The following is a 20,184-nucleotide window of genomic DNA, read 5'->3' on the forward strand; positions in this document are numbered from 1 at the left end:
ACGCCTACACCCGCGTGACCGTCCTACGCGACGGAAACCACATCACCGCCTACAAGGCCAGTGGAGAAGTCCTCGGCCACCTGCACCTGGACATCGACAAGCTCTACCAAGGACAACTCCCCCGCCCCGCCGCTTAGAATCGTGTCTCACATGTATCGAGACACCCGTGTCCCACATGTATCAAGACAGCACACGTAGTGGGCTACGAATTTCCGTGCACGTGCGGCGCAGCCGCTCCTCAGGCGAAAGCGGCCGCGACGGTTTCCGAGAGCAGGGCGCCGTTGTGCGTGCTCAGTCCCGCCTTCAGCCCCGGGTCCGCCTCGCATGCAGCTTCCCAACCCTTGTCGGCGAGGGCGACGACGTACGGCAGGGTGGCGTTGGTGAGCGCGTAGGTGGAGGTGCGCGGCACGGCACCGGGCATGTTGGCGACGCAGTAGAACACCGACTCGTGCACCTTGTACGTGGGGTCCGCGTGGGTGGTTGCGTGCGAGTCCTCGAAGCAGCCGCCCTGATCGATGGCGATGTCGACCAGAACCGAACCCGGCTTCATGCGCTGAACCAGGCTGTTGGACACGAGCTTCGGTGCTTTCGCGCCGGGCACCAGTACGGCACCGATGACGAGATCTGCTGCCAGAACGGCCTGTTCGAGTTCGTAGGCGTTCGACACCAGCGTCTTGACGGCCCCGCGGTACTGATCGTCGATGGCGCGCAGCGCCTTCACATCGAGATCGAGCACGGTGACATCGGCGTGCATGCCGAAAGCGATTGCAGTGGCGTTCTTTCCGGAAACGCCGGCTCCGATGACGACGACGTTGGCGGGCCGCACTCCGGGAACTCCGCCCATGAGAACTCCACGTCCGCCTTCGCTCGACATCAGGTGGTAGGCACCGGCCTGGGGCGCGAGGCGTCCGGCAACCTCACTCATCGGTGCGAGCAACGGCAGGGAACCGTCTGCCGCAGTGACGGTTTCGTAGGCGATGGCTGTGGTACCCGACTCCAGGAGCGCGTCGGTGCATTCCTTGGATGCGGCGAGATGCAGGTAGGTGAACAGCACCTGCCCCTTGCGCAAGCGTGAATATTCTTCGGCGATGGGCTCTTTGACCTTGAGCAGCAGGTCGGCCGTCTCCCAGACCTCGTCGACATCGGTGAGGATCTGCGCACCGGCGGCCTTGTAGTCGGTGTCGGTGAACGACGATCCGGCCCCTGCCTCGGTTTCGACGATCACTTCGTGTCCTCGCGAGACCAGTTCGTGCACGCCCGCCGGGGTGATGGCCACCCGGTATTCGTGGTTCTTGATCTCGCGTGGAATTCCGATCTTCATGGCGGCCTCCTCGGTGGTGGGTGACGTGAAGCCGAGGCTCCATCCGTGTAGGCCAACTATGAATTATCTACGAAATCGACGCAACGGAAGTGAATATAATTCTGTACAGTCGAGAAATGGCACGCAATAGTTCATTCGAGGGGGTTGAAGAGGGTGCGCAGCCGAACGATGTTCGGCCGGTCCCCCTGGACCGAATCGACCACATCCTGCTCGACGAGCTCCGCCGCGACGCCCGCACACCCAACAACGCACTCGCCGCGGCGGCCGGCATCGCTCCGTCCACCGCACTGGCACGGGTGCGCGCCCTCGTCGAATGCGGTGTCATCCGCGGCTTTCACGCCGACATCGACCCCGAGGCTCTCGGCCAGGGCATCCAGGCCATGATCTCGGTGCGGCTGCAAGCAGATGCTCGACGCCGCATCAGCGAATTCGGATCGAAGATCGCCTCGCGGAAGGAGACGCTGAACATCTACTTCATTGCCGGTGCGGACGACTTCCTGGTGCATGTGGCGACCGTCGACACCGCCACTCTGCGCGACTTCGTCGTCGAGAATCTCAGTGCCGACCCGGCCGTGGCCGCCACCGAGACCATCCTGATCTTCGAGCACATCCGACCGCGAAACAAGCACGCGAACAAGTGAGTTCGATCAGGGAGCGGGAGGAGCGACCGGCGGGAACACCGGCAACGTGAAGTCCGGGAAACCCGGGATCAGCGGCGGCGGCTGCTGCGTCGTCGTCGGAGGAACGGACTCGACGGGCGGCGGCGGTGCGGGCTCGGCCGTGGTCGCCGTCGTCGTCGGCTCCGGCGTCCACGGCTCCTGGTAGACCTCGGTCTCCGGCGGCACCGTGGTCGGTGCGACGGTGGTCTCCGGTGCGGGCGGCGGCAACACCGGAGCCGGCACCACGGACGTGGGCACCGTCGTGGTGACCGCCGGCACCTCGGCCTGGGTGCGACTGACCGAGGTGTCGACCACCTGCGGTGTGTTCTGTTGAGTGAGCATGAACGCGGAGACGCCCACCACCGACGCAAGACCCAGTGCGAGAACACCTCCGGTGCGAAGCCTGCGCCGAGCCCGGGTGCGATCGTCCTCGCCATCGTCGTCGTCGTAATCGGCGTCGAGCCAGTAGACGTTCTTCAGCTGGAACGGAACCGGCTTGCCGTCGTCGGTTGCCTCGGACTGGGCAACAGAGACCTCGGCAGACGAATCCCCTGTGTTCGTACTCAACGCAACGACCTCCCCGTCGACCCGCGCCCCCTGCACGTGGTCGTCGAGAACATCTTCCACTACCGGTGTCGTGTCCGAAACCGTTTCGACTGCACCGGACTCCGACGAGTCGGTGAATCTCGAGGACGCGAAACCCTCCACCGTTTCGATCGGCTCGGCCGGGACGTCGGACACCGGGACATCGGACACCGGGACATCGGACACCGTGTCCTGAGACTTCGAGCCCTCGCCGATCGGTGCCGCCGCGATCCAGGGACGGGCGGGGACGGGACGCGCTGCAGTGGGCCCTGGCGCTGGTGCGGGCGGCGCGGCGTGCTGCGAGTCGGCGCGAGCCGGGACCGGCCGGACCGGAGCGGGCAGCGGAGGTGGCACCGGAGCAGGTTCCGCGCGTACCTGCGACGTGGGTGCGATCGGTGCGGCGGACTCCACCGGCCGACGAGCGTCCGGCGATCGTCGGGTTCCGGTTCGCGTGCGCGAATGCGGCCGTGCCGTCAGTGCGGCCCCACGTGCCGCGACGGTCTCGGGCTCGGTCGGCACGATCGACGGCAGTTCGAGCAGCGGTCCGACGCGTTGCTGCACGATCGGCATGCGTGCGCCGCCGCCGATCAGCACGACGGCGTCGATGGGAACGTTGGCCCCGATCAACACCTCGCGAGCGAACTCGATGGCCTCGTCGAGCAGGTCGGTGATGAGCAGCTCGAAGTTCTCACGGGAGAGCAGGATCATCCCGCTCGCATCGGGCAGGCACACCGCGTCCTGGGTGGACAGGCGTTCCTTGGCGATTCGGCAGCGCTTCTCGAACAGCGCCATGTCCGGGTCGGTCGACTGCTTGCCGAGGCGTTGGAGCTGATTGTTGCGGACGTAGGCGTCGATAAGATCTCCGCTGTACTCACCGGATCGCTGCGAGGCGACGACGGTGCGCTGAACCAGGTCCACGACGCTGACGGTCAGTCCGGAACTTCCGAGGTCGAACAGGGCCACGGAACTGCAGTTGCGGGCTTCACCGGTCGCCGCCAGGTACTCGACGACAGCTTCCACCTCGTGGACCAGGTGATAGTTGTGCAGGTGCGCACCGCTGAGGGCAGCGTGCAGGGCGTCGGCCTGACGGGGGTCGCGGTAGGCCACGCCGGTGGCGAGTTCGGGCTCGGTTTCGGCTGCCGCACCGATCGATTCGGCGGCCAGATGCGGAAGGTCCCCGCCGACGCTGTCGATGAGTTCGTTGCGGAAGAACAGCGGCCGGTCGATGTCGCTGACCAGGCCGGAAGGATCGGCGACCGGTGCCCCGAACTGCTCGGCTCGGGGCTGCGCCGTGCGCACGGCTCGGGTCCCCATGGACACCCCAAGCAGCACAGTCACGCGTCAGGCCTCACTTCGATCGACAATGTTTCTCGGACGCGGTACACCCCGTCCAGAGCGCCAGGCTACCGCTTCGGCCGAATCGGCGGGGCGCGCGCCCCAGTGGGCTGCGCACCCGCGCGTGACGGAACCGGTCGCGTTCCCCGAGCGGCCCGCGCGAACGAGACCCCCGGTCTATTCCGGCAGCTCCGGATCGACGACCGGTTGGTACATCTCGCCGTCGTAGCTGAAGGCACGCTCGTACAGGTCCGCGTCGGACAGTCGAGCGGGCCCGAGGACAGGCAATTCGACGGGGCCCGGCGCGGCCTCGTCGGCGGGACCCGCGGCGGCGGAAAGGGCCGCGGCGAACGTGGAATCGAAGGGAATCTGCTGGTCGATCAGCGGGGTGGGTGGCGGCGTGTTTCCTCGGGTGAACACCAGTCCCACAATCGCGACGATCAGCACACTCACAGCGGCGAATACGGACGCGTCACGAATCGACCAGGTGCGGCGGCCGCGGCGTACCGGCTCGGCAACGACGCCGGGCTCGGGTACAGCCGGTTCCGACACCTCGGGCTGGAGGGGTGCCGGTTCGAGAAGGTCGGTCTCGAAGGTGGTCGACGGGATCGTCAGGTCCTCGGTCGCGAGTTGGTCGACGGTCAGGCCGTCGACCATCCACTCCTCGACGGGGTCGAGGACGAAGGTGTCCGGTGCATCGAGGGTGTCGGGAGCGGCGAGCGCCTCGGGTGCATCGAGCAGTTCCGACGCGTCGTCCGGGACAGTGATTGTTCCCACATCGGCGTCGAGCGAGGCTCGGGCGGGTCGTTCGTCGAGTGCCGCGCCTTTGGCGACGGCCATCGCGGGGGCGTCGGGCACGTGGACCGGGACGTTCCACTTGTCTTCGATGATGGTGCGCACTGCGGGAATGGCTGCACCGCCGCCGATCAGCAGTACTGCGTCGGGTGCCTGCTTGGAGGCCCAGTCCAAGGCGTCGGAGACCAGCGGAGTGATCTCTCGCTCGAACTCCTTTCGGCTGAGCAACATCGGCCCGCGGTTGGGGGCCCTGACGCCCACCGACGAGCTCACCAGTTCCTTCAGTTCTCGGAAGAAGGCCTGGTACTCCTGGTCGCCCTCGGGTCCGACCGGAGCCGGCAGAATTCCCTTCGCCATCACGATGCCTCGGACCACTTCGTCGAAGCGGTCACCGCTGATGTCGACGGTGCGTGCGGTCCACTCCACGTACTCGCCTGCGACGTCGAGTGCGGTGGCCGAGAGTCCCTTCTTGCCCAGGTCGACGACCAAGACATAGTCCTTGTCGGCCAGTTCCGGAACGGTGCGGGCGTAGGCGAGAAGAGCGCGGGACTCCTCGACCATGCGGGCTTTCGGCACGGTGCCGTCACCGAGGGTCTCCAGCAGAGCCGTCACGGCTGCGGTGTCCCACCCGGCGAGCACGATGTCCTCGAACGGTCCGAGGTCGACGAGCTTGCCCGGCAGCAGGTCGTGTGCGCCCTCTGCGTCGATGGAGTCCTCGACGCGGCGGCCGTCGGCGATGTACGCGATGCGCACGGCACCGGTACCCACTGACACCCCGCAGACGCCACCCATAGACCAGACAGTCCTTCGCAGATTGTGTTTCGACGCCCGATCGGGCGTCCGTACGAGCCCCCGCTCCACTCGAAGTGTACGGCGGTCCTCGAACCCGATGCGGGCATCCCGGTAACGCTACTAAACAATCTACGATATTGTTTGGAGGGGTCTGGGGAGACTTTGGGTCGAAAAGGCGCACAGCCAGCCGACCCTGAGTCGACGACGAGGCCGTCCGGTCTCGTGGTTAACGCGATCGGTGGAGGTTTCGATGCAGACGCTCAATGCTCACGACGTGGTTCGAGTGCGAACCGTTCTGGAGAAATTCGGAAAACTGCCGGTCCCCGTGGAGGGCATCGACGAGGCTGCCGATCTCTACGACAGCGGCCTCACCTCGCATGCCAGCGTCAACGTGATGATCGCACTCGAGGACGAATTCGACGTCGAATTCCCCGACACGATGCTGCAGAAGTCGACGTTCGGCAGCATCAACGCGATCGCCGCGGCCATCGCCCAGCTGACGGACTGAGGCCATGACCACCGTCTACGAGAGCTCGATCGACCAGTCGATCACCGACGTGCTGGCCGTACTGCGGACCTATGCCGACGAGGTCGACCGCGATGCCCGTTTCCCCACCGAATCGGTGGATGCGCTGCGCGACGCCGGCCTGCTCGGGGTCGGAATTCCGCGGGAGTTCGGCGGAGGCGGGGCAACGCTGACCGACATAGCGCGGATCTCGCGTGCTCTCGGTGCCGAGTGCGCATCTACGGCGATGATCTTCGTGATGCACCAGTCGCAGGTGCTCAGCATCGTCCGCCACGGCAAGTCCGACGCGATGGCAGACCTGCAGCGTCGCATCGTGACCGATCGCATACTGGTGGCGTCTGCCACCACCGAGATCAACATCGGCGGCGACGTTCGCTCGAGCAGCTGTGCGGTGGAGTACGACGGCGAGCAGATCACGCTCAGCAAGAACGCACCGGTCATCTCCTACGGCGAGTACGCACAGATCGTGTTGGCGACGGCGCGGCGCAGCGTGGACAGCCCGCCGAGCGATCAGGTGCTCGTGGTGTGCGAGAAGCCCGACGTGACGCTGGTCAAGACCGGCACCTGGGACACCCTCGGCTTCCGTGGCACCTGCAGTCCCGGCTTCATGCTGGAGGCACGCACGACGACGTCGAACATCCTCGGCGACAACTACGGCGACATCTCCGCTCAGACCATGCTCCCGGTGGCGCACGTGCTCTGGGGATCCGCGTGGCTCGGTATCGCCGATGCCGCGGTCACCAAGGCCCGCAAGTCGGTGCAGAAGGCCGCGCGCAAAACTCCGGGAACGCCGCCGCCGAGCGCGCTGCGTCTCGCGGAGCTGATGGTGGTGCACGAGCAGTTGGTGGACACGGTGTTCGGTGCCGCAGCCAAGTTCGAGGCGATCGCCGACAGCCCCGCGGAGCTCGGAGCCATCGGTTTCGCGCTCAAGATCAACAACGTCAAGGTCACCGCGTCCTCGCTCGTCATCGACATCGTCGGCAAGGCTCTGCAGATCTGTGGCATCTCCGGCTACCGACAGGGCGGCGAGATGAGCATTGGCCGTCATCTTCGTGATGCACACGGGTCCGCGATCATGGTCAGCAACGAACGCATTCTGGGTCACAACGCTCAGCTCTCCCTCGTCTACAAGGGCAAGTGATGACTACCACGCATTCCGCACCGGAGACAGAGATCAGCGAACTCGACTCCGCCCGAGCAGCTTTCCGCGCCGAGCTCATCGACGCCGGCTTGTTGGTACCCAGTTCGATTCCCGGGTTGTACGGGCGCAGTGGCGAATTCGAGGACATCATCGAGTTCGTCGATGCCAGAGTCACCGCGGCCGGGGTCGCCGAACACGGCCGTCAGGCCACCAGGTTTCGATTCGCTCCGGTCTTTCCACGAGAAGCGTTCGAGCGCACCGACTACATCGCGTCGTTCCCCAACCTCACCGGTGCGATCAACACGTTCGAGGGCGACAACAAGGCCCACGCGGAATTGTTGGCCGAGCGGTCCGACGGCAAGGACTGGGATCACTTCCTCCAGTCCGCGGGCACCATGCTGGTCTCGGCTGCGTGCCACCCGTCGTACTCGATGCTCACCGGCACGCTGCCCGACGAGGGCACGCTGATGGACATCTACGGCTACTGCTTCCGGCACGAGCCCGCCGTGGATCCGGCTCGGATGCAGGCATTTCGGATGCACGAATTCGTCCGAGTCGGCACCCCCGACGAAGCAGTGGCACACCGCGAACGCTGGGTACCGCGCGGTCTCCAGGTGCTGGCGGATCTGGGACTGGAAGCCGAGGCGGTCATCGCCAACGATCCCTTCTTCGGTCGCGCCGGACGCATGCTCGCGGCGAACCAGCGCAACGAGAACCTCAAGACCGAACTGGTCGTCAAGCTCTACGGAGATCTCGACGAGGGCACCGCGGTCGTCTCGTGCAACTGCCACCGTGATCACTTCGGGCACACCTTCGGCATCGAGACCGTCGACGGTGAACCCGCCCACAGCGCGTGCGTCGGTTTCGGCATGGAACGCATCGCACTGGCGATGCTCCGCACCCACGGACTCGATCGATCGGGCTGGCCTGCCGCACTGCGCAACTGATCGTTCCCGCTTCACCCGTGTACGTACACGAAGGACCAAATCTGTGAACAGCTCCCGCACCGCTCCTCGGCGCATCGGCTCAGTTCCCGCCGAGTCCTCTCCACGTACGGCGGGCGGCAAGTACCCGACGTGGTTCGGCCCGTCCGATTCGCCGCTGTTCGGTGCCGTCCACGTGCCGTCCGGCGGTCGGGCACGCGGCGGCGTCGTCCTGTGCCCGCCGCTCGGCAAGGAGCAGGTCGATTCGTATCGCGGTATGACCCTGCTTGCACAGAAGCTCTGTGAGCAGGGCCTTCTGGTGCTGCGGTTCGACTACCGCGGCACCGGCGATTCGTGGGGTGATCAGGATCAGCCAGGCGCGGTCGAGCACTGGCGGCGGAGCATCGTCGAGGCCGTCGACTACGTTCGAGGTTGCGGGGTGAGCGAGGTCGGCCTCGTCGGTCTGCGCGTCGGTGCCTTGTTGGCGTGTTCGGTCGCCGCGGAGTGCGGGCCACTGACCGCGTTGACGCTGTGGGATCCCGTCGTCAAAGGGCGGTCGTATCTGCATGAGCAGCGCGCGCTGTATTCGGTGAGCGTCACCACCGACTCCGACACCGATCCCAGGGTGTCGATCATCGGCGCTGTGCTGCATCCCGATTCGGCAGCGGACTTCTCCGCACTGGACGCCGCGAAGACGAGCACCGACGCGCCGGTGCTCGTCGCCACCCGCGCCGAGCGAGGCGATACGAAGCCGGTACGCAAGCTGGTCGAGACTCTCGCGGCTCAGGAACACACGTTGACCGCTCACGACGACTTTCTCGAGCCGAGCGATTTCGAGGTCATCATCCCGACGGCCGACATCGCCTACCTCGCGACGTGGACGGCATCGAGATTTCCGGTCGAGCGCGCACGAGGGATCGAGCTGCAGCATCGCTCGACGTCCGTGGTCGACGGAATCCACGAGAACATCGAATACCTGGGCGCACAGCAGCTTTTCGCGATTCGGTCCACCTCGGATCGATGCCGCGCAGGCGGACCGACCGTGGTGCTGTACCCCACTGCCAACGAGCACCGCGTCGGCCCGGTCCGCATGTGGGTGGAGCTGGCGCGGCTGCTGCCCCGCTTCGGAGTCTCCACGGTGCGTTTCGATCGACGCGGCACCGGCGAGAGCGGAATCGTGTCCGATGGGGAGTTGACCCGGCTCTACAGCGACGAGGGCAACGAGGACGCGCTCACCGCTGTCCGGCAGTCGGGGACCACTCCGGACAACGTCATGGTCGCCGGAATGTGCTCGGGCTCATGGTATTCCAGCTTCGCCGCCAGGGAACTGGGGGTTCGGGCCGCAGTACTGCTCAACACCCTGGACTGGACCACTCGTCGTCTCGAATTCGTCAAGCGTTCCTCGATGCACATCGAGGAAACGGGACTGAAGGCGCGCGCACTCGACCGTCTCCACCACTGGGGTGTGCGGACCAAGAATGCACTGCAGCCGCGGATTCCGTACGCGCTGTGGATCTGGCTCGGACGGCGCGGATTGATCCAGGTTCCCGAGATCTCGTTGCGTATTCTCAGCGACCGTCAGGTGCAGACGCGGGTTCTGCTCTCCCCCAGCGACACCACCTGGTTCGAGACCAATCGGGGCCCGGAGGGAATGCGCCGACTTCAGCGTCGATCGTCGGTACCCACTGTCACCTCCTTCGACTCCGGTGATCACTCGCTCTACGGTCGCGATCTGCGCGAGAACGTACGAGCCGAACTGGTGACGGCCGCCTCTGCTGCCTTCGACGTCGAGATCGCCGCCCCGTCGCCGCCCGTGCCGGTGGGGAAGGTTCGATTGTGAAGCACCGCGCTCCCAGGATCCTGCCGCCCAAGCACGAACAGCTCGAACAACTTCGGTGGTATCCGGTCGAACCGGCTCGGTTCGACCTGGGTCTGATGAACAGCCCGACGATGCCGGTGCCGACCGTACCTCGGCACGATGCCGTGCACTCGGTCGACGTTTCCCCGATCGCCGACGTCGTCGAACGACCGCAACCCGACAGCGGACCGGGCTCGAAGGCCTCCGATCGCAATCTCGCGCTCAATTCGATGGCCCTGATGCTCTCGACGGCCATCACCGGCGCTCTCGGCCTGCTGTTCTGGGCCGCAGCCGGTCGGCTGTATCCCGTTGCCGAAGTGGGCAGCGCGTCGGCCGTCATCACCTCGGCGGTGATGCTCTCGACGCTGTCCAATCTGAGCCTCGGTTCGATGTACGAGCGATTCCTGCCGATCTCGGGTCGGTTGGCCAAGTCGTTCATCGTGCGTGGCTACCTCACTGTCACGGCATTCGCGTTCGTGCTCGGCGGCGGCTTCCTGCTGGTTGCGCCGGTGGACGAGATGTTCACCAGTACTGCCGAGATCGTGTCGTTCCCGTTCTTCGTCGCGGTGCTCGCAGTGTTCGCGCTGCAGGATCAGACCTCATCCGGCCTGGGCGTCGCACGTTGGGCGGCCGCCAAGAACGTCTTCCACGCCGTCGCCAAGTTCGTGCTGCTGTTGGCCCTCTTCGCGACCGAGCGCAGTACCTCGATCATTTCCGCCTGGGCGGTCCCCGCCGTCGTGGCGTCGATCTTCGTCCTGCGCGCGATCATGAAGAACGTCCGGACCGAACAGCGGTACGCCGGCAAGCCGGACCTTCCGCCAAGGCGCGAGATGTGGGCCTACTTCGGCTCGGCATACGGCATCACCGCTCTCGGCTCGCTCGCTCCGCTGCTCGTGCCGATGATCGTCGTTGCCACCCTCGGCGCCGAGGAGAACGCGTACTTCTCCCTCACCTGGTCGATCGTCAGCGCCCTCTACATCCTGATCAGCGTTCTGATCGGACCGTACGTGGCCGAGGTGGCGGCACACCCCGCGCAGTTCCACCGCCTGACCAAGCGGTTCATGACGCTCGTGTGCATCGTCGCACTGGGCGGGTCGATCTTTCTCGCGTTCATCGCGCCGTTCGGCCTTGGATTGATCGGCCAGGGCTACCGCGATCAGGGCACCATCATCGTGCAGCTGGCCGCGCTGACCATCCCACTGTCGGTCGTCGGTTCGCTGTACGACGGTCTGGCCCGCGTACGTCGACGCATGCGACTGGCCGTGATCGTGCAGGTGGTGGCCACCTCGATCATCATCGGCGGCTCGGTGGCACTGTCGTCGTCGATGGGCATCGCTGCCGTCGGCTGGGCGTACCTCGCCGCCGAGGCGTTCGGTGCCGTCGTCCTGATCGTGCCGCTCGTTCGCTGGATTCGTGAACTGTCCGCAGGCAGCAACGGCGAGTCCGGTGAGAACCCGGGTCCGTCGGACTCCCCCGGACCTCGCGGGCCGATCGACGATCACGACGCCGGATCGCCTCGATCGCGTCACCGACAACCCCGAGACGGTGGACCTCGGCACCGTGCACCGCATCCACGTGAGCGCCAGGACGGTCCACCGCCGCTCGACGATCCGTCACCGCGCCGTATTCCGGTCCATGCTCAACACAGGACGGCACCATGACTCAGACCTATCGCGCCAGCTCGTTGGACATGCTGCGGTCCGATTCGCGCATCGTGACCGTCCTGGGACCGGCGGACTTCGGCGATCTCGCCCGGGTGCAGAGCCGCGTACTCGCACTGGCCTCGATCGGTCCTGCCACACGGCTGGGCCTGCGCGCCGATCAGTCCTCGGCGGGCTGGGTCTACGAACCGGAGCGGGTGCTCGAGCACATCGCCGATGGACCGGCCGTGGGTCACGAGCAACTGGCCAAGGAACTCACCGAGTTCTCGCACGCGTCCACGCCCGGAATTCCTCTTCGGATGCGTCTGGCCGGTCGCTACCTGTTCCTCGATCTCAATCACGGTCTCGGCGACGCTCTGTTGCCGGTCGACCTGTTCGCGTACCTGGCCGACGCGCGTCCGGATGCACCGCTTCCGGCGTGGGCCGACCGTGCCGTCGACGGCCATCCTCTTCGAAAGGCCCTGCTGCGCTGGGTCGTTCGCAATCCCAGGAAAGTCGTCGACACGATCTACGACCGCGTACGCCCCGGCTCGAACCACGAGTCCACCACCTCGGCCGCCGCACCCGACACCCCGTCGCCGACGGCATTTCGGCCGTGGGCACCCTCGGCCGCGGTGGCCACCGCGGTGACCCGGCTCGGTACCACCGACGCGATCCGGCGGTGGCGGGAATCCCATCTGCCCGGCGCGAGCGTCAGCGCGGTGATGTGCGCTGCGGTGGCCTCGGCGTTCGCCCGCACGTCGTTCCCCCTCGATCGTTCTGCTGCCTTCCTGTTCGACTGCAGGCGATACCTTCCGCCGTCGTCCGTGGTGCTCGGCAACTTCGCGGCCGGGATCGGCTTCACCGACATCGATCCCACCTCGGCCGGGGACGTGAACGACGCACTGGCCGGTGCCATCGCCAAGGGCCGTCCCATCGCGTCGGCGACGATCAGCACCATCAAGTACAAGCGAGAGCACCGGGCCGTGTCCGGTGTGTTCGACGACCGCGTACCGGTCCGGCCCAAGGTCAAGCTCATGTACTCCGATGTCGGTAGAGTCAGGCAGCTGGAGCCGGTCTCCTGGTTGGCCGAGCCCGCCGACCGCGCCTTCTTCGTGATCGCCGATCCGGGTCGACCGGAGTCGGTGATGATCACGATGGAGACCATCGGTTCGGTCGTCTTCGTCTCGGCGTCGTTCCACGACAATGTTTTCGACAGCCACACCGTGCAGGCCGCACTCGATCTCGTAGCGGCAGACCCCCTCGCATTGCTCGCCCCTCAGGAGAAGACCGCATGACCACCGAAGCGAAACGCCCCACGAAACCCGATGCGAACCGGCCGACGTCGAACACCGTCGCGCCCGCGCGCTCGAGTTTCGTCGCCCATGTCGCTCGGTGGGCCGGCCTGTCGGTGGTGCAATTCGTCCTCGTCGAGTACATCGTCTCGGCCACGTGGCGCGGGCTCTACAGCTACCGGAACAACTACATCAGTGAGCTCGGCATCCCGTTCTGCGGGCCCACCGGCAACTGGCCGTGCAGCGAGCTCTACGTTCTGCTCAACGCGTCGATGGTGCTGTTCGGCGTGGCGATCGCCGCCGTGGGCGGATCCTGGTACATCGTCCGCCGAATCGACGGCCGAGCCGCCTCGTTCTTCGTCGTCGCAGGTGCCGGTGCCATCACCGCAGGCGTCGTCAACCAGGGCGTGAACTACCCGATCCACTCGTTCGGGGCCACCGTGTTCTTCGTGTTCGGAAACTTCGGCCTCGTCATCGCGGGCGGGCACGGAAGCCTGCGACGCCCCATCCGCGTCGTGGTCACCGCGCTCGGAGCCGTCGGGCTGGCCGGCTACTTCGCCTACATGAGCGGTCACGAGTTCGGACTCGGTATCGGCTCCATGGAACGTATCGCCACCTATGCGCTCCTCGTGGGCATAGTCGTACTGTCGGTGTCGCAGTTCAAGGCGACGCGGGTACCGAAGACCGGCGACGAGACCACGTGAGTCGTCACGCCGCATCCAGCCGAGAGTCCGGCGCGGGGACCGTCGAGGTTTCGCGGCTTCCCGGAACCGGACTCATCGTCGAGCCTCCCCGACGGCGGTGGCCGTCCGTTCTGGCGTTCCTGATCGTGCTCGGTCTGGTCGTGGCAGGCACGGTGTACGGGCTTTCTCACCGCTCGGACGGAGCCGACATCGATCCCGACTCCACCGCTGAAGGCACCATCGACGCGAGTTCCACGACGTCGGCGTCCAACACTGCCGCCGCCAAGCCCGGATTCACCGTCTACGACGACTTCTCGGGGACGGCGGGCGACGCCGTGTCGGACGACCGCTGGAGTCACGACGTGGGACAGACCGGTTGGGGCAACAACGAAAAGCAGAATTACACCGATTCGACCGAGAACTCGTCTCTCGACGGTGACGGCCACATGGTCGTCAACGCGATGCGCAACGGTGACGGGTACACCTCGGCCCGCGTGACCACCAAGGACAAGTTCGAGTTCACCTACGGCCGCGTCGAGGCTCGGATCAAGATGCCGGCCGGAGCCGGACTGCATCCGGCTTTCTGGATGCTCGGTACCGACCTGGACTCCGTCGGCTGGCCGCTGTCCGGCGAGATCGACATCATGGAGACGCTGAACCAGGCCGACCAGTACCACACCGGAATCCATGCCCCCCAACCCGATTCGTTGACGAGCCAGAAAGTTGACGCGGGCGGCATTCCGCCGGAGCCGCTGTCCGAGAACTTCCACACCTACTGGGTCGAGCGGTCGCCGGGTCGCGTGACCACCGGTATCGACGGCACCACCTTGGCCACCGTCACTCCGGACGACCTGATCGGCGGCGACGACTACTGGGTCTTCGACAAGCCGTTCTTCCTGCTGTTCAACGTCGCGGTCGCCGGCGACTGGCCAGGTCCCACCGACAACTCGACGCCGTTCCCGGCGACGATGTCGGTCGACTGGGTGCGGTATCGCACCGACTGAGACCGAGCTGCACTTGCCCGTACGTGTCACCCCGAAAGGACCATCCCCGTGTTACCTCCCGCGCTCCCCAGACACCAGGCTCCCGAATGGGACGGTGCCGTGTGGATCGGTGACATCGACCTGGAGCAGGATCTTCCGGAGTTTCTCACCCTCGACGATTCCGACGGTTACCGCCGTGCCCGACTGCTGATCCGACGCGGACTCGACCCGCTCGGCTTCGTCGAACTCGATGTCGTCGACGGCGCGATCGCGGCACACGACGTGCGACGGGCTGCGATGTCGCTCGCGCAAGTTCCGATGCCCGACGCGCTGCCCGACCCCGATGGGACGCTGCCGCCGATCACCGTGGTGATCTGCACCCGCGACCGAGTCGAGCACTTGAAGGGCGCGCTGGCGTCGGTGTCCGCTCTGGACTACCCCGACTTCGAGGTGGTCGTCGTCGACAACGCGTCCCCGACCGATGCCACGCAGCAGTACGTTCGCGGGCTGGGCGACCCCCGCGTTCGCGTCGTGTCCGAGCCGACGGCGGGACTGTCGAGGGCAAGGAACACGGGGTTGCGGGCGGCCCGACACGACATCGTCGCCTTCACCGACGACGACGTCGCCGTGGATGCGAGGTGGTTGCGGAGCATCGCGCGCGGTTTCGGGCGGGCCGATCGGGTGACGTGCGTGTCCGGCATCGTGCCCAGTGGCGAGATCCGAACTCAGGCGCAGGCGTACTTCGATCGCCGCGTCGGGTGGGCGAGTTCGGTGACTCCTCGGGTCTACGACCTGAAGAATCCGCCGGCCGACGTGCCGCTGTTTCCGTTCCAGGTCGGGATGTACGGGACCGGAGCCAATTTCGCCGTCGACCGCGGACGGATGTTCGACCTGGGAGGATTCGACGAGGCGTTGGGAGTGGGATCTCCGACCAACGGCGGTGAGGACCTCGACATGTTCTTCCGAGTGCTGATGGCCGGCGACAAGCTGGTCTACGAGCCCGCCGCCATCGTGTGGCACCGTCATCGCGCCGATTCGGAGGCGTTGGCGGTACAGGCCCGCGGATACGGGCTCGGACTCGGCGCGTGGCTGTACACGGTCGCCACCGACCGCAGATCGGCAATGTTGGCCGCCACGGTGGCCGTCCGCCGACTCGGCAGCGCGATTCGGTTGTCCGCCAGGATGAGCAAGGTCGCCTCCCCTCCCGACGATCTCGCTGCCGACCTTCCCGACGGCATCGGCCGGATGGAACTGCTGTCCATCGCCAAAGGCCCCGCGGCCATCCGGCGCAGCAGGCGCGAAGGTCGCGAACGCACTCCTCTGGCGGGGGTGAACCGTGACCCAGTCCTCGACTGATTCCGGATACCGGTCCATCGCGGATCTGCGGCACAAGCTGTTCGTTCCGTCCGATTGGACCGTCGACTGGCCCGTCGGCACCACCGACTCCGCTGCAGGAACACGGCGGCGCGCAGGTAGCCGACTGCGCTACGCCGACATCAGCGTTCTCGCTGCGCTGTCCGGTCTGACCTCCATGATCGCGCTGCCGACACTGGTTCGCGTCGTGCTTCTGACGGTCCTGCTGTTCTTCGGACCCGGGGCCGCGATCCTGTCCTGGGTCCGTATTCCTCGCACCGCGGTTCCTGCTGCCCTGCCGATTCTGAGCATCTCGGTGGTGACCCTGATGGTGTCGGCGGCGATGTGGGGCTACCGCTGGTCGCCCCGGATGTGGACGTTGTGGCTGTGTCTGGCCCTGATCGGGTCGTCGCTGCTTTGGTACCGCAAGCACGGCCGTCCCGACCTGCCGGTGTGGATCTCGCGGGCACGTGAGGTCGTCGCTCCGTCGTCGCGAGCGTCCGCCCTCGCCCACGTGCGGTTCGTGCTGACCGATCGCGAGACGTTGCGACGCAACGTCGCCGGCCTGATTCTGGCGTTGGCGTTCTTCCTGTGGCTGCCGCTGTTGCCGGGTCTCGAGCGCGCGACGTACTCGCAGTTCGGGCTGTTGACCGCCGGAACCGGCCCCGGACTGGTGCTGTGCATGGTCCTGGTCATGGCGGCGTTCCTGATCGCGTTGCGGCGTCATCAACTTCGCACCATGGTGGTCGCCATCGGCCTGGCCATCGTGGTGCAGCGATTCACCGTCACGCTCGTCACGTCCGCTCCGATCTACGACTGGACGTATAAGCACGTCGCCGTCACGGAGTTCGTTCTGGATCTGAACCGACTGGCACCGAGCGGCGTCGACATCTACAGCGAGTGGCCCAGCTTCTTCCTCGTCTCGGCCTGGTTCCAGCACGTCACCGGATACGACACGCTGTCCCTGGCGCACGTGTTCGCGCCGATGATCCACGTGGTGCTCGCGGCGGCCGTCTACGGCCTCGCACGGGTCATGAAGTTCGACAAGCGCGCAGCGATCACGGCGGCGATGCTCGCCGAGGTCATCAACTGGGTTGGCCAGGACTACTACTCACCGCAGGCGTGGGCGCTACTGCTCGCTGTGGGCTTCCTGGCGCTGTTGATGTCCTCGACACTCACCAGGTCTGCGGCGTACGTGTCCATCGTTCCGTTCGCGGCACTGGTCCCCACACACCAGCTGACCCCGTACTGGCTGATGGCCGTCACCGGCGTGCTGCTGGTGACGCGACGAGCCAAGCCGTGGTGGTTGATGATTCCGCTCGGCATCATCCTGCTGGGATACCTGTATCCGCGACTGCCGATCGTGGCACCGTACGGACTCTTCCAGGGGTTCGATCCCGTGCAGAACGCCGCGAGCAACGTCGAGGCGGAGGGTGTGCTCGGCAAACAGATCACGTCTCTGGTCTGCCGCGCACTCTCCGGTGGGGTGTTCGTGCTGGCGTTCGCCTCGGCCGTCTACGCCTGGCGCACCAAGAAGACGTTCTGGGCTCCGATGGTGATGGCGTTCGGCTCGATCATGCTCCTCGCCGGCCAGAGCTACGGCGGTGAGGCGATCTTCCGGGTGTACCTCTATGCGATTCCCGGTTGCGTGCTCCTGATCGTTCCCCTGTTCCTGGCGCTGTTCGATCGGACGCCGTCCCAGGATCGCCCGTCCCGGGCCCGCAGGCTGACGGCCAGGACCTCGGTTGCGGTCGCCACTGCCGGGGCCATCGGGTCCGCTGTACTGGGCTTGCAGAGCTACTTCGGCCTGTGGCCGATCGTCCTCGAGAATCGCGAACAGATCGACGACGCAAGAGCGGTGGCCGCGCAGTCGCCGAACGGAACCGCGATCACGATGCTGTACTCCTCGGGCTACCCGGCCCGGTCGACGTCGGACTACGGACGACTGACCGCGGCCAACGAATACTGGGACGTCCCGCTCTACGCGCTCGGCCCCGAGTACATGGAGGGCTTCCCGACGCCCGAGAAGCTCGGCCAGATCGACTACAACGCGTCGATCAGCGACACACCTACCTACATGGTGCTGACTCGTCAGTCGCTCGAGGCGATGCAGTACTACGGTTTCGTCGCCGACGATGCGGTCGCCCGTTTCCGGCAGTGGCTCGCCACCAATTCGGCGTGGTCGGTGCGGTATCAGGACGCCGACACGATCGTCTATCAGTACCGATCTCGTTGATTCGGTTCACAAACTATGACGTGAATCTCCAAACAATCTTCCAGTTGGTTTGTTTGCAGCTTGACAAACCAGCAGCTTCTTTTAAGCTTGCTTTCAGTCAAAGGAAACAGTTCTTACGCTTCAGAACGAACGTCAAGGCACTGTCTGTGGATGCGGCGGGGGTCGATTCACGGAGCTCGGAGACATCTGCCCATCGCACTCGACCCATGTGGAATGGATATGTTGAATCGTCAGAATCCCCGCGTCAGTGTCGTCATCCCGACGCTCAACGAGGCCGCGAACCTTCGTCACGTCCTCCCCCTGCTCTCTCACGACTACGAGCTCGTGCTGGTCGACGGTGGATCCGTCGACGGCACCATCGACGCGGCACGCGAGATTCGCGGTGACATTCGCATCATCAAGCAGACCCGCAAGGGCAAGGGCAACGCGCTCGCATGCGGCTTCGAGGCCGCTACCGGCGACATCATCGTCATGTTCGACGCCGACGGTTCCGCCGATGCCGCCGAGATCCCGCGCTTCGTCGACGCCCTGATCGCCGGTGCCGACTTCGCCAAGGGCAGCCGGTTCTGCGAGGGTGGCGGGAGCCACGACATCACGCCGCTGCGCCGCGCGGGCAACGGTGGCCTGCACCTGGTGGCCAACACGCTCTTCGGAACTCGCTTCTCGGATCTCTGCTACGGCTACAACGCTTTCTGGCGCGATCTGGTGCCGGTCCTCGACCTGCCCGTCGTCGATCAGCCGGGTGCCGAGGGCATGATGCTCTGGGGCGACGGTTTCGAGATCGAGACCATCATCAACTGCCGCTTCGCCGAGGCGTCCGTGCGCATCGAGGAAGTGCCGAGCGTCGAACTGGCCCGCATCTACGGCCAGAGCAATCTGCGCACGTTCTCGGACGGCTTCCGGGTGTTGCGCACCCTGATGACCGAACGCATGCGTGCCCGCAGGATCAAGCGCAGGTCCATCGTGCGCCCGTTGCGCGAGTCGATCGACGCCCGTACCGACATGGACCTCGAGTTCGAGGCTCTGGAGTCGTACAACGAGGTTCTCGAACTCCGCGAGAAGACGGCGTGAGTCTGCCGACTTCCTCGGTAGTCATCTGCGCGTACACGTTGGCTCGATGGTCCGAACTCCGGGCCGCCGTGACGGCCGTCCTCGACCAGGACGTGCCTGCCGACGAATTGATCGTCGTCATCGATCACAATGCGCAACTGGCCGAACGCGCACGCGACGAGTTCTCGCCGCTGCACCGGAGCGTGAACGTGGTGGAGAACAACCACCCTCGCGGCCTCTCCGGAGCGCGCAACACCTCGCTCGATATCGCGACCGGTGAGATCGTCGTCTTTCTGGACGACGATGCCTCACCGCGCACCACAGAGTGGCTCGGAGCCATTCTGTCCCATTACTCGGACGATGCCGTGTACGCCGTTGGGGGCTCTGCATACCCGGTATGGCCGGACAAGCGTCCGGCCTTCTTACCGGCCGAGGTAGTGGGTGAACCCGGCGAACTCGATTGGGTCGTCGGGTGCACCTACCGCGGGCAGCCCACGGAAACCGCTCAGGTCCGCAATCTCATGGGCGCGAACATGTCGTTCCGCCGTGAGCCCGTCGTCGCACTCGGCGGATTCGTCTCCGGCATCGGCCGGATCGGACGTGTCCCCCTCGGCTGCGAGGAGACGGAGTTGTGCATCCGTCTGCGCCAGACGCATCCGGACGCCCAGATCGTGTTCGATCCTTCGATCGTCGTCGATCACACGGTCAGTGCCGACCGCACTCGTCCGCGTTACCTCATCACGCGCAGCTACGCCGAGGGCGTGTCCAAGGCCGCCATCGCCCGGTTGATCGGGGCCGAGGACGCACTGTCCTCGGAGCGGGCGTACACCGCCAAGATTCTGCCTCGTGCGGTCGGCCGGGAGACCAGCGCCGCTGCGCGCGGCAACCCGGCACGCGCATGGGGTGCGATGGCCGTGGTGGCAAGCGTCGGTGCAGCCGGAATCGGCTATGCCCGAGGCAGACTCAGCACGAGCCGCTAGCAGCACGTGCACAGAACTTCGTAGCCCAC

At 65.9% G+C, this 20,184-nt stretch carries 16 protein-coding genes; 13 read left to right on the forward strand and 3 right to left on the reverse strand.

Going from position 1 to position 20,184, the window contains the following annotated elements; genetic code table 11:
* Nucleotides 1–238 precede the first annotated feature (238 nt).
* A complete protein-coding gene (gene ald, locus CH274_RS09845) occupies nucleotides 239–1,321 on the reverse strand; it encodes an alanine dehydrogenase (RefSeq protein ID WP_032396089.1) in 1,083 nt (360 codons plus the stop codon).
* A gap of 116 nt (nucleotides 1,322–1,437) precedes the next feature.
* Here ald and CH274_RS09850 point away from each other — a divergent pair, with 116 nt between their 5' ends.
* Complete coding sequence (locus CH274_RS09850; protein WP_179275686.1) at nucleotides 1,438–1,962, forward strand: Lrp/AsnC family transcriptional regulator; 525 nt, start codon at nucleotides 1,438–1,440, stop codon at nucleotides 1,960–1,962.
* Nucleotides 1,963–1,968: 6 nt separating this feature from the next.
* Here the strand turns inward: CH274_RS09850 and CH274_RS09855 are convergent, their stop codons facing one another.
* Together CH274_RS09855 and CH274_RS09860 are read right to left on the reverse strand one after the other, a co-directional pair.
* Nucleotides 1,969–3,903, reverse strand: a complete 1,935-nt coding sequence (locus CH274_RS09855; protein WP_094657319.1) for an Hsp70 family protein — start codon at nucleotides 3,901–3,903, stop codon at nucleotides 1,969–1,971.
* Nucleotides 3,904–4,077: 174 nt separating this feature from the next.
* Entirely contained in the window at nucleotides 4,078–5,469 is a 1,392-nt protein-coding gene (locus CH274_RS09860) for a rod shape-determining protein (RefSeq protein ID WP_179275687.1), read from the reverse strand.
* 268 nt (nucleotides 5,470–5,737) lie between these two features.
* Here CH274_RS09860 and CH274_RS09865 point away from each other — a divergent pair, with 268 nt between their 5' ends.
* The 12 genes from CH274_RS09865 to CH274_RS09920 all read left to right on the forward strand — a co-directional run bounded on the left by CH274_RS09865 (nucleotide 5,738) and on the right by CH274_RS09920 (nucleotide 20,155).
* Nucleotides 5,738–5,995 carry an acyl carrier protein gene (locus CH274_RS09865; protein ID WP_032396368.1) on the forward strand — a complete coding sequence of 86 codons (258 nt, stop codon included), beginning with the start codon at nucleotides 5,738–5,740 and terminating at the stop codon, nucleotides 5,993–5,995.
* 4 nt (nucleotides 5,996–5,999) lie between these two features.
* Nucleotides 6,000–7,154: an acyl-CoA dehydrogenase family protein gene (locus CH274_RS09870; RefSeq protein WP_032396093.1), complete on the forward strand. Its 1,155-nt coding sequence runs from the start codon at nucleotides 6,000–6,002 to the stop codon at nucleotides 7,152–7,154.
* Entirely contained in the window at nucleotides 7,154–8,101 is a 948-nt protein-coding gene (locus tag CH274_RS09875; protein ID WP_094645865.1) for an amino acid--[acyl-carrier-protein] ligase, read from the forward strand. Before CH274_RS09870 ends, CH274_RS09875 begins: the two co-directional genes overlap by 1 nt.
* 43 nt (nucleotides 8,102–8,144) lie before the next feature.
* Nucleotides 8,145–9,917 (forward strand): hypothetical protein, encoded by a 1,773-nt coding sequence (locus CH274_RS09880; RefSeq protein WP_256981038.1) that lies wholly within the window; start codon nucleotides 8,145–8,147, stop codon nucleotides 9,915–9,917.
* Complete coding sequence (locus CH274_RS09885) at nucleotides 9,914–11,596, forward strand: lipopolysaccharide biosynthesis protein (protein ID WP_179275688.1); 1,683 nt, start codon at nucleotides 9,914–9,916, stop codon at nucleotides 11,594–11,596. Before CH274_RS09880 ends, CH274_RS09885 begins: the two co-directional genes overlap by 4 nt.
* Nucleotides 11,593–12,873: a hypothetical protein gene (locus CH274_RS09890; RefSeq protein WP_094657321.1), complete on the forward strand. Its 1,281-nt coding sequence runs from the start codon at nucleotides 11,593–11,595 to the stop codon at nucleotides 12,871–12,873. The genes CH274_RS09885 and CH274_RS09890 overlap by 4 nt, the downstream gene beginning before the upstream one ends.
* Nucleotides 12,870–13,574 carry a DUF998 domain-containing protein gene (locus tag CH274_RS09895; protein WP_052683804.1) on the forward strand — a complete coding sequence of 235 codons (705 nt, stop codon included), beginning with the start codon at nucleotides 12,870–12,872 and terminating at the stop codon, nucleotides 13,572–13,574. Before CH274_RS09890 ends, CH274_RS09895 begins: the two co-directional genes overlap by 4 nt.
* Nucleotides 13,571–14,557 carry a glycoside hydrolase family 16 protein gene (locus CH274_RS09900; RefSeq protein WP_256993523.1) on the forward strand — a complete coding sequence of 329 codons (987 nt, stop codon included), beginning with the start codon at nucleotides 13,571–13,573 and terminating at the stop codon, nucleotides 14,555–14,557. Before CH274_RS09895 ends, CH274_RS09900 begins: the two co-directional genes overlap by 4 nt.
* A 48-nt stretch (nucleotides 14,558–14,605) precedes the next feature.
* Nucleotides 14,606–15,892: a glycosyltransferase family 2 protein gene (locus CH274_RS09905; RefSeq protein WP_256993524.1), complete on the forward strand. Its 1,287-nt coding sequence runs from the start codon at nucleotides 14,606–14,608 to the stop codon at nucleotides 15,890–15,892.
* Complete coding sequence (locus tag CH274_RS09910; RefSeq protein ID WP_052049711.1) at nucleotides 15,873–18,125, forward strand: hypothetical protein; 2,253 nt, start codon at nucleotides 15,873–15,875, stop codon at nucleotides 18,123–18,125. Before CH274_RS09905 ends, CH274_RS09910 begins: the two co-directional genes overlap by 20 nt.
* Before the next feature lie 213 nt (nucleotides 18,126–18,338).
* The gene (locus CH274_RS09915) at nucleotides 18,339–19,196 is read left to right on the forward strand and encodes a glycosyltransferase family 2 protein (protein ID WP_082073801.1); all 858 of its coding nucleotides are present in this window, start codon (nucleotides 18,339–18,341) and stop codon (nucleotides 19,194–19,196) included.
* Nucleotides 19,193–20,155: a glycosyltransferase family 2 protein gene (locus CH274_RS09920; protein WP_032396099.1), complete on the forward strand. Its 963-nt coding sequence runs from the start codon at nucleotides 19,193–19,195 to the stop codon at nucleotides 20,153–20,155. The genes CH274_RS09915 and CH274_RS09920 overlap by 4 nt, the downstream gene beginning before the upstream one ends.
* Nucleotides 20,156–20,184 lie beyond the last annotated feature (29 nt).

Origin of the sequence: Rhodococcus sp. 06-418-5, assembly GCF_002258285.1 — a bacterium.
Taxonomy (GTDB): domain Bacteria; phylum Actinomycetota; class Actinomycetes; order Mycobacteriales; family Mycobacteriaceae; genus Rhodococcoides.

What these genes read in the sequence shown, in the direction of transcription:
- CH274_RS09865 (WP_032396368.1), top strand. Translation starts at nt 5,738, where the DNA reads ATGCAGACGCTCAATGCTCACGACGTGGTTCGAGTGCGAACCGTTCTG.
- CH274_RS09850 (WP_179275686.1), top strand. Translation starts at nt 1,438, where the DNA reads ATGGCACGCAATAGTTCATTCGAGGGGGTTGAAGAGGGTGCGCAGCCG.
- CH274_RS09870 (WP_032396093.1), top strand. Translation starts at nt 6,000, where the DNA reads ATGACCACCGTCTACGAGAGCTCGATCGACCAGTCGATCACCGACGTG.
- CH274_RS09915 (WP_082073801.1), top strand. Translation starts at nt 18,339, where the DNA reads ATGGATATGTTGAATCGTCAGAATCCCCGCGTCAGTGTCGTCATCCCG.
- CH274_RS09875 (WP_094645865.1), top strand. Translation starts at nt 7,154, where the DNA reads ATGACTACCACGCATTCCGCACCGGAGACAGAGATCAGCGAACTCGAC.
- ald (WP_032396089.1), bottom strand. Translation starts at nt 1,321, where the DNA reads ATGAAGATCGGAATTCCACGCGAGATCAAGAACCACGAATACCGGGTG.
- CH274_RS09895 (WP_052683804.1), top strand. Translation starts at nt 12,870, where the DNA reads ATGACCACCGAAGCGAAACGCCCCACGAAACCCGATGCGAACCGGCCG.
- CH274_RS09890 (WP_094657321.1), top strand. Translation starts at nt 11,593, where the DNA reads ATGACTCAGACCTATCGCGCCAGCTCGTTGGACATGCTGCGGTCCGAT.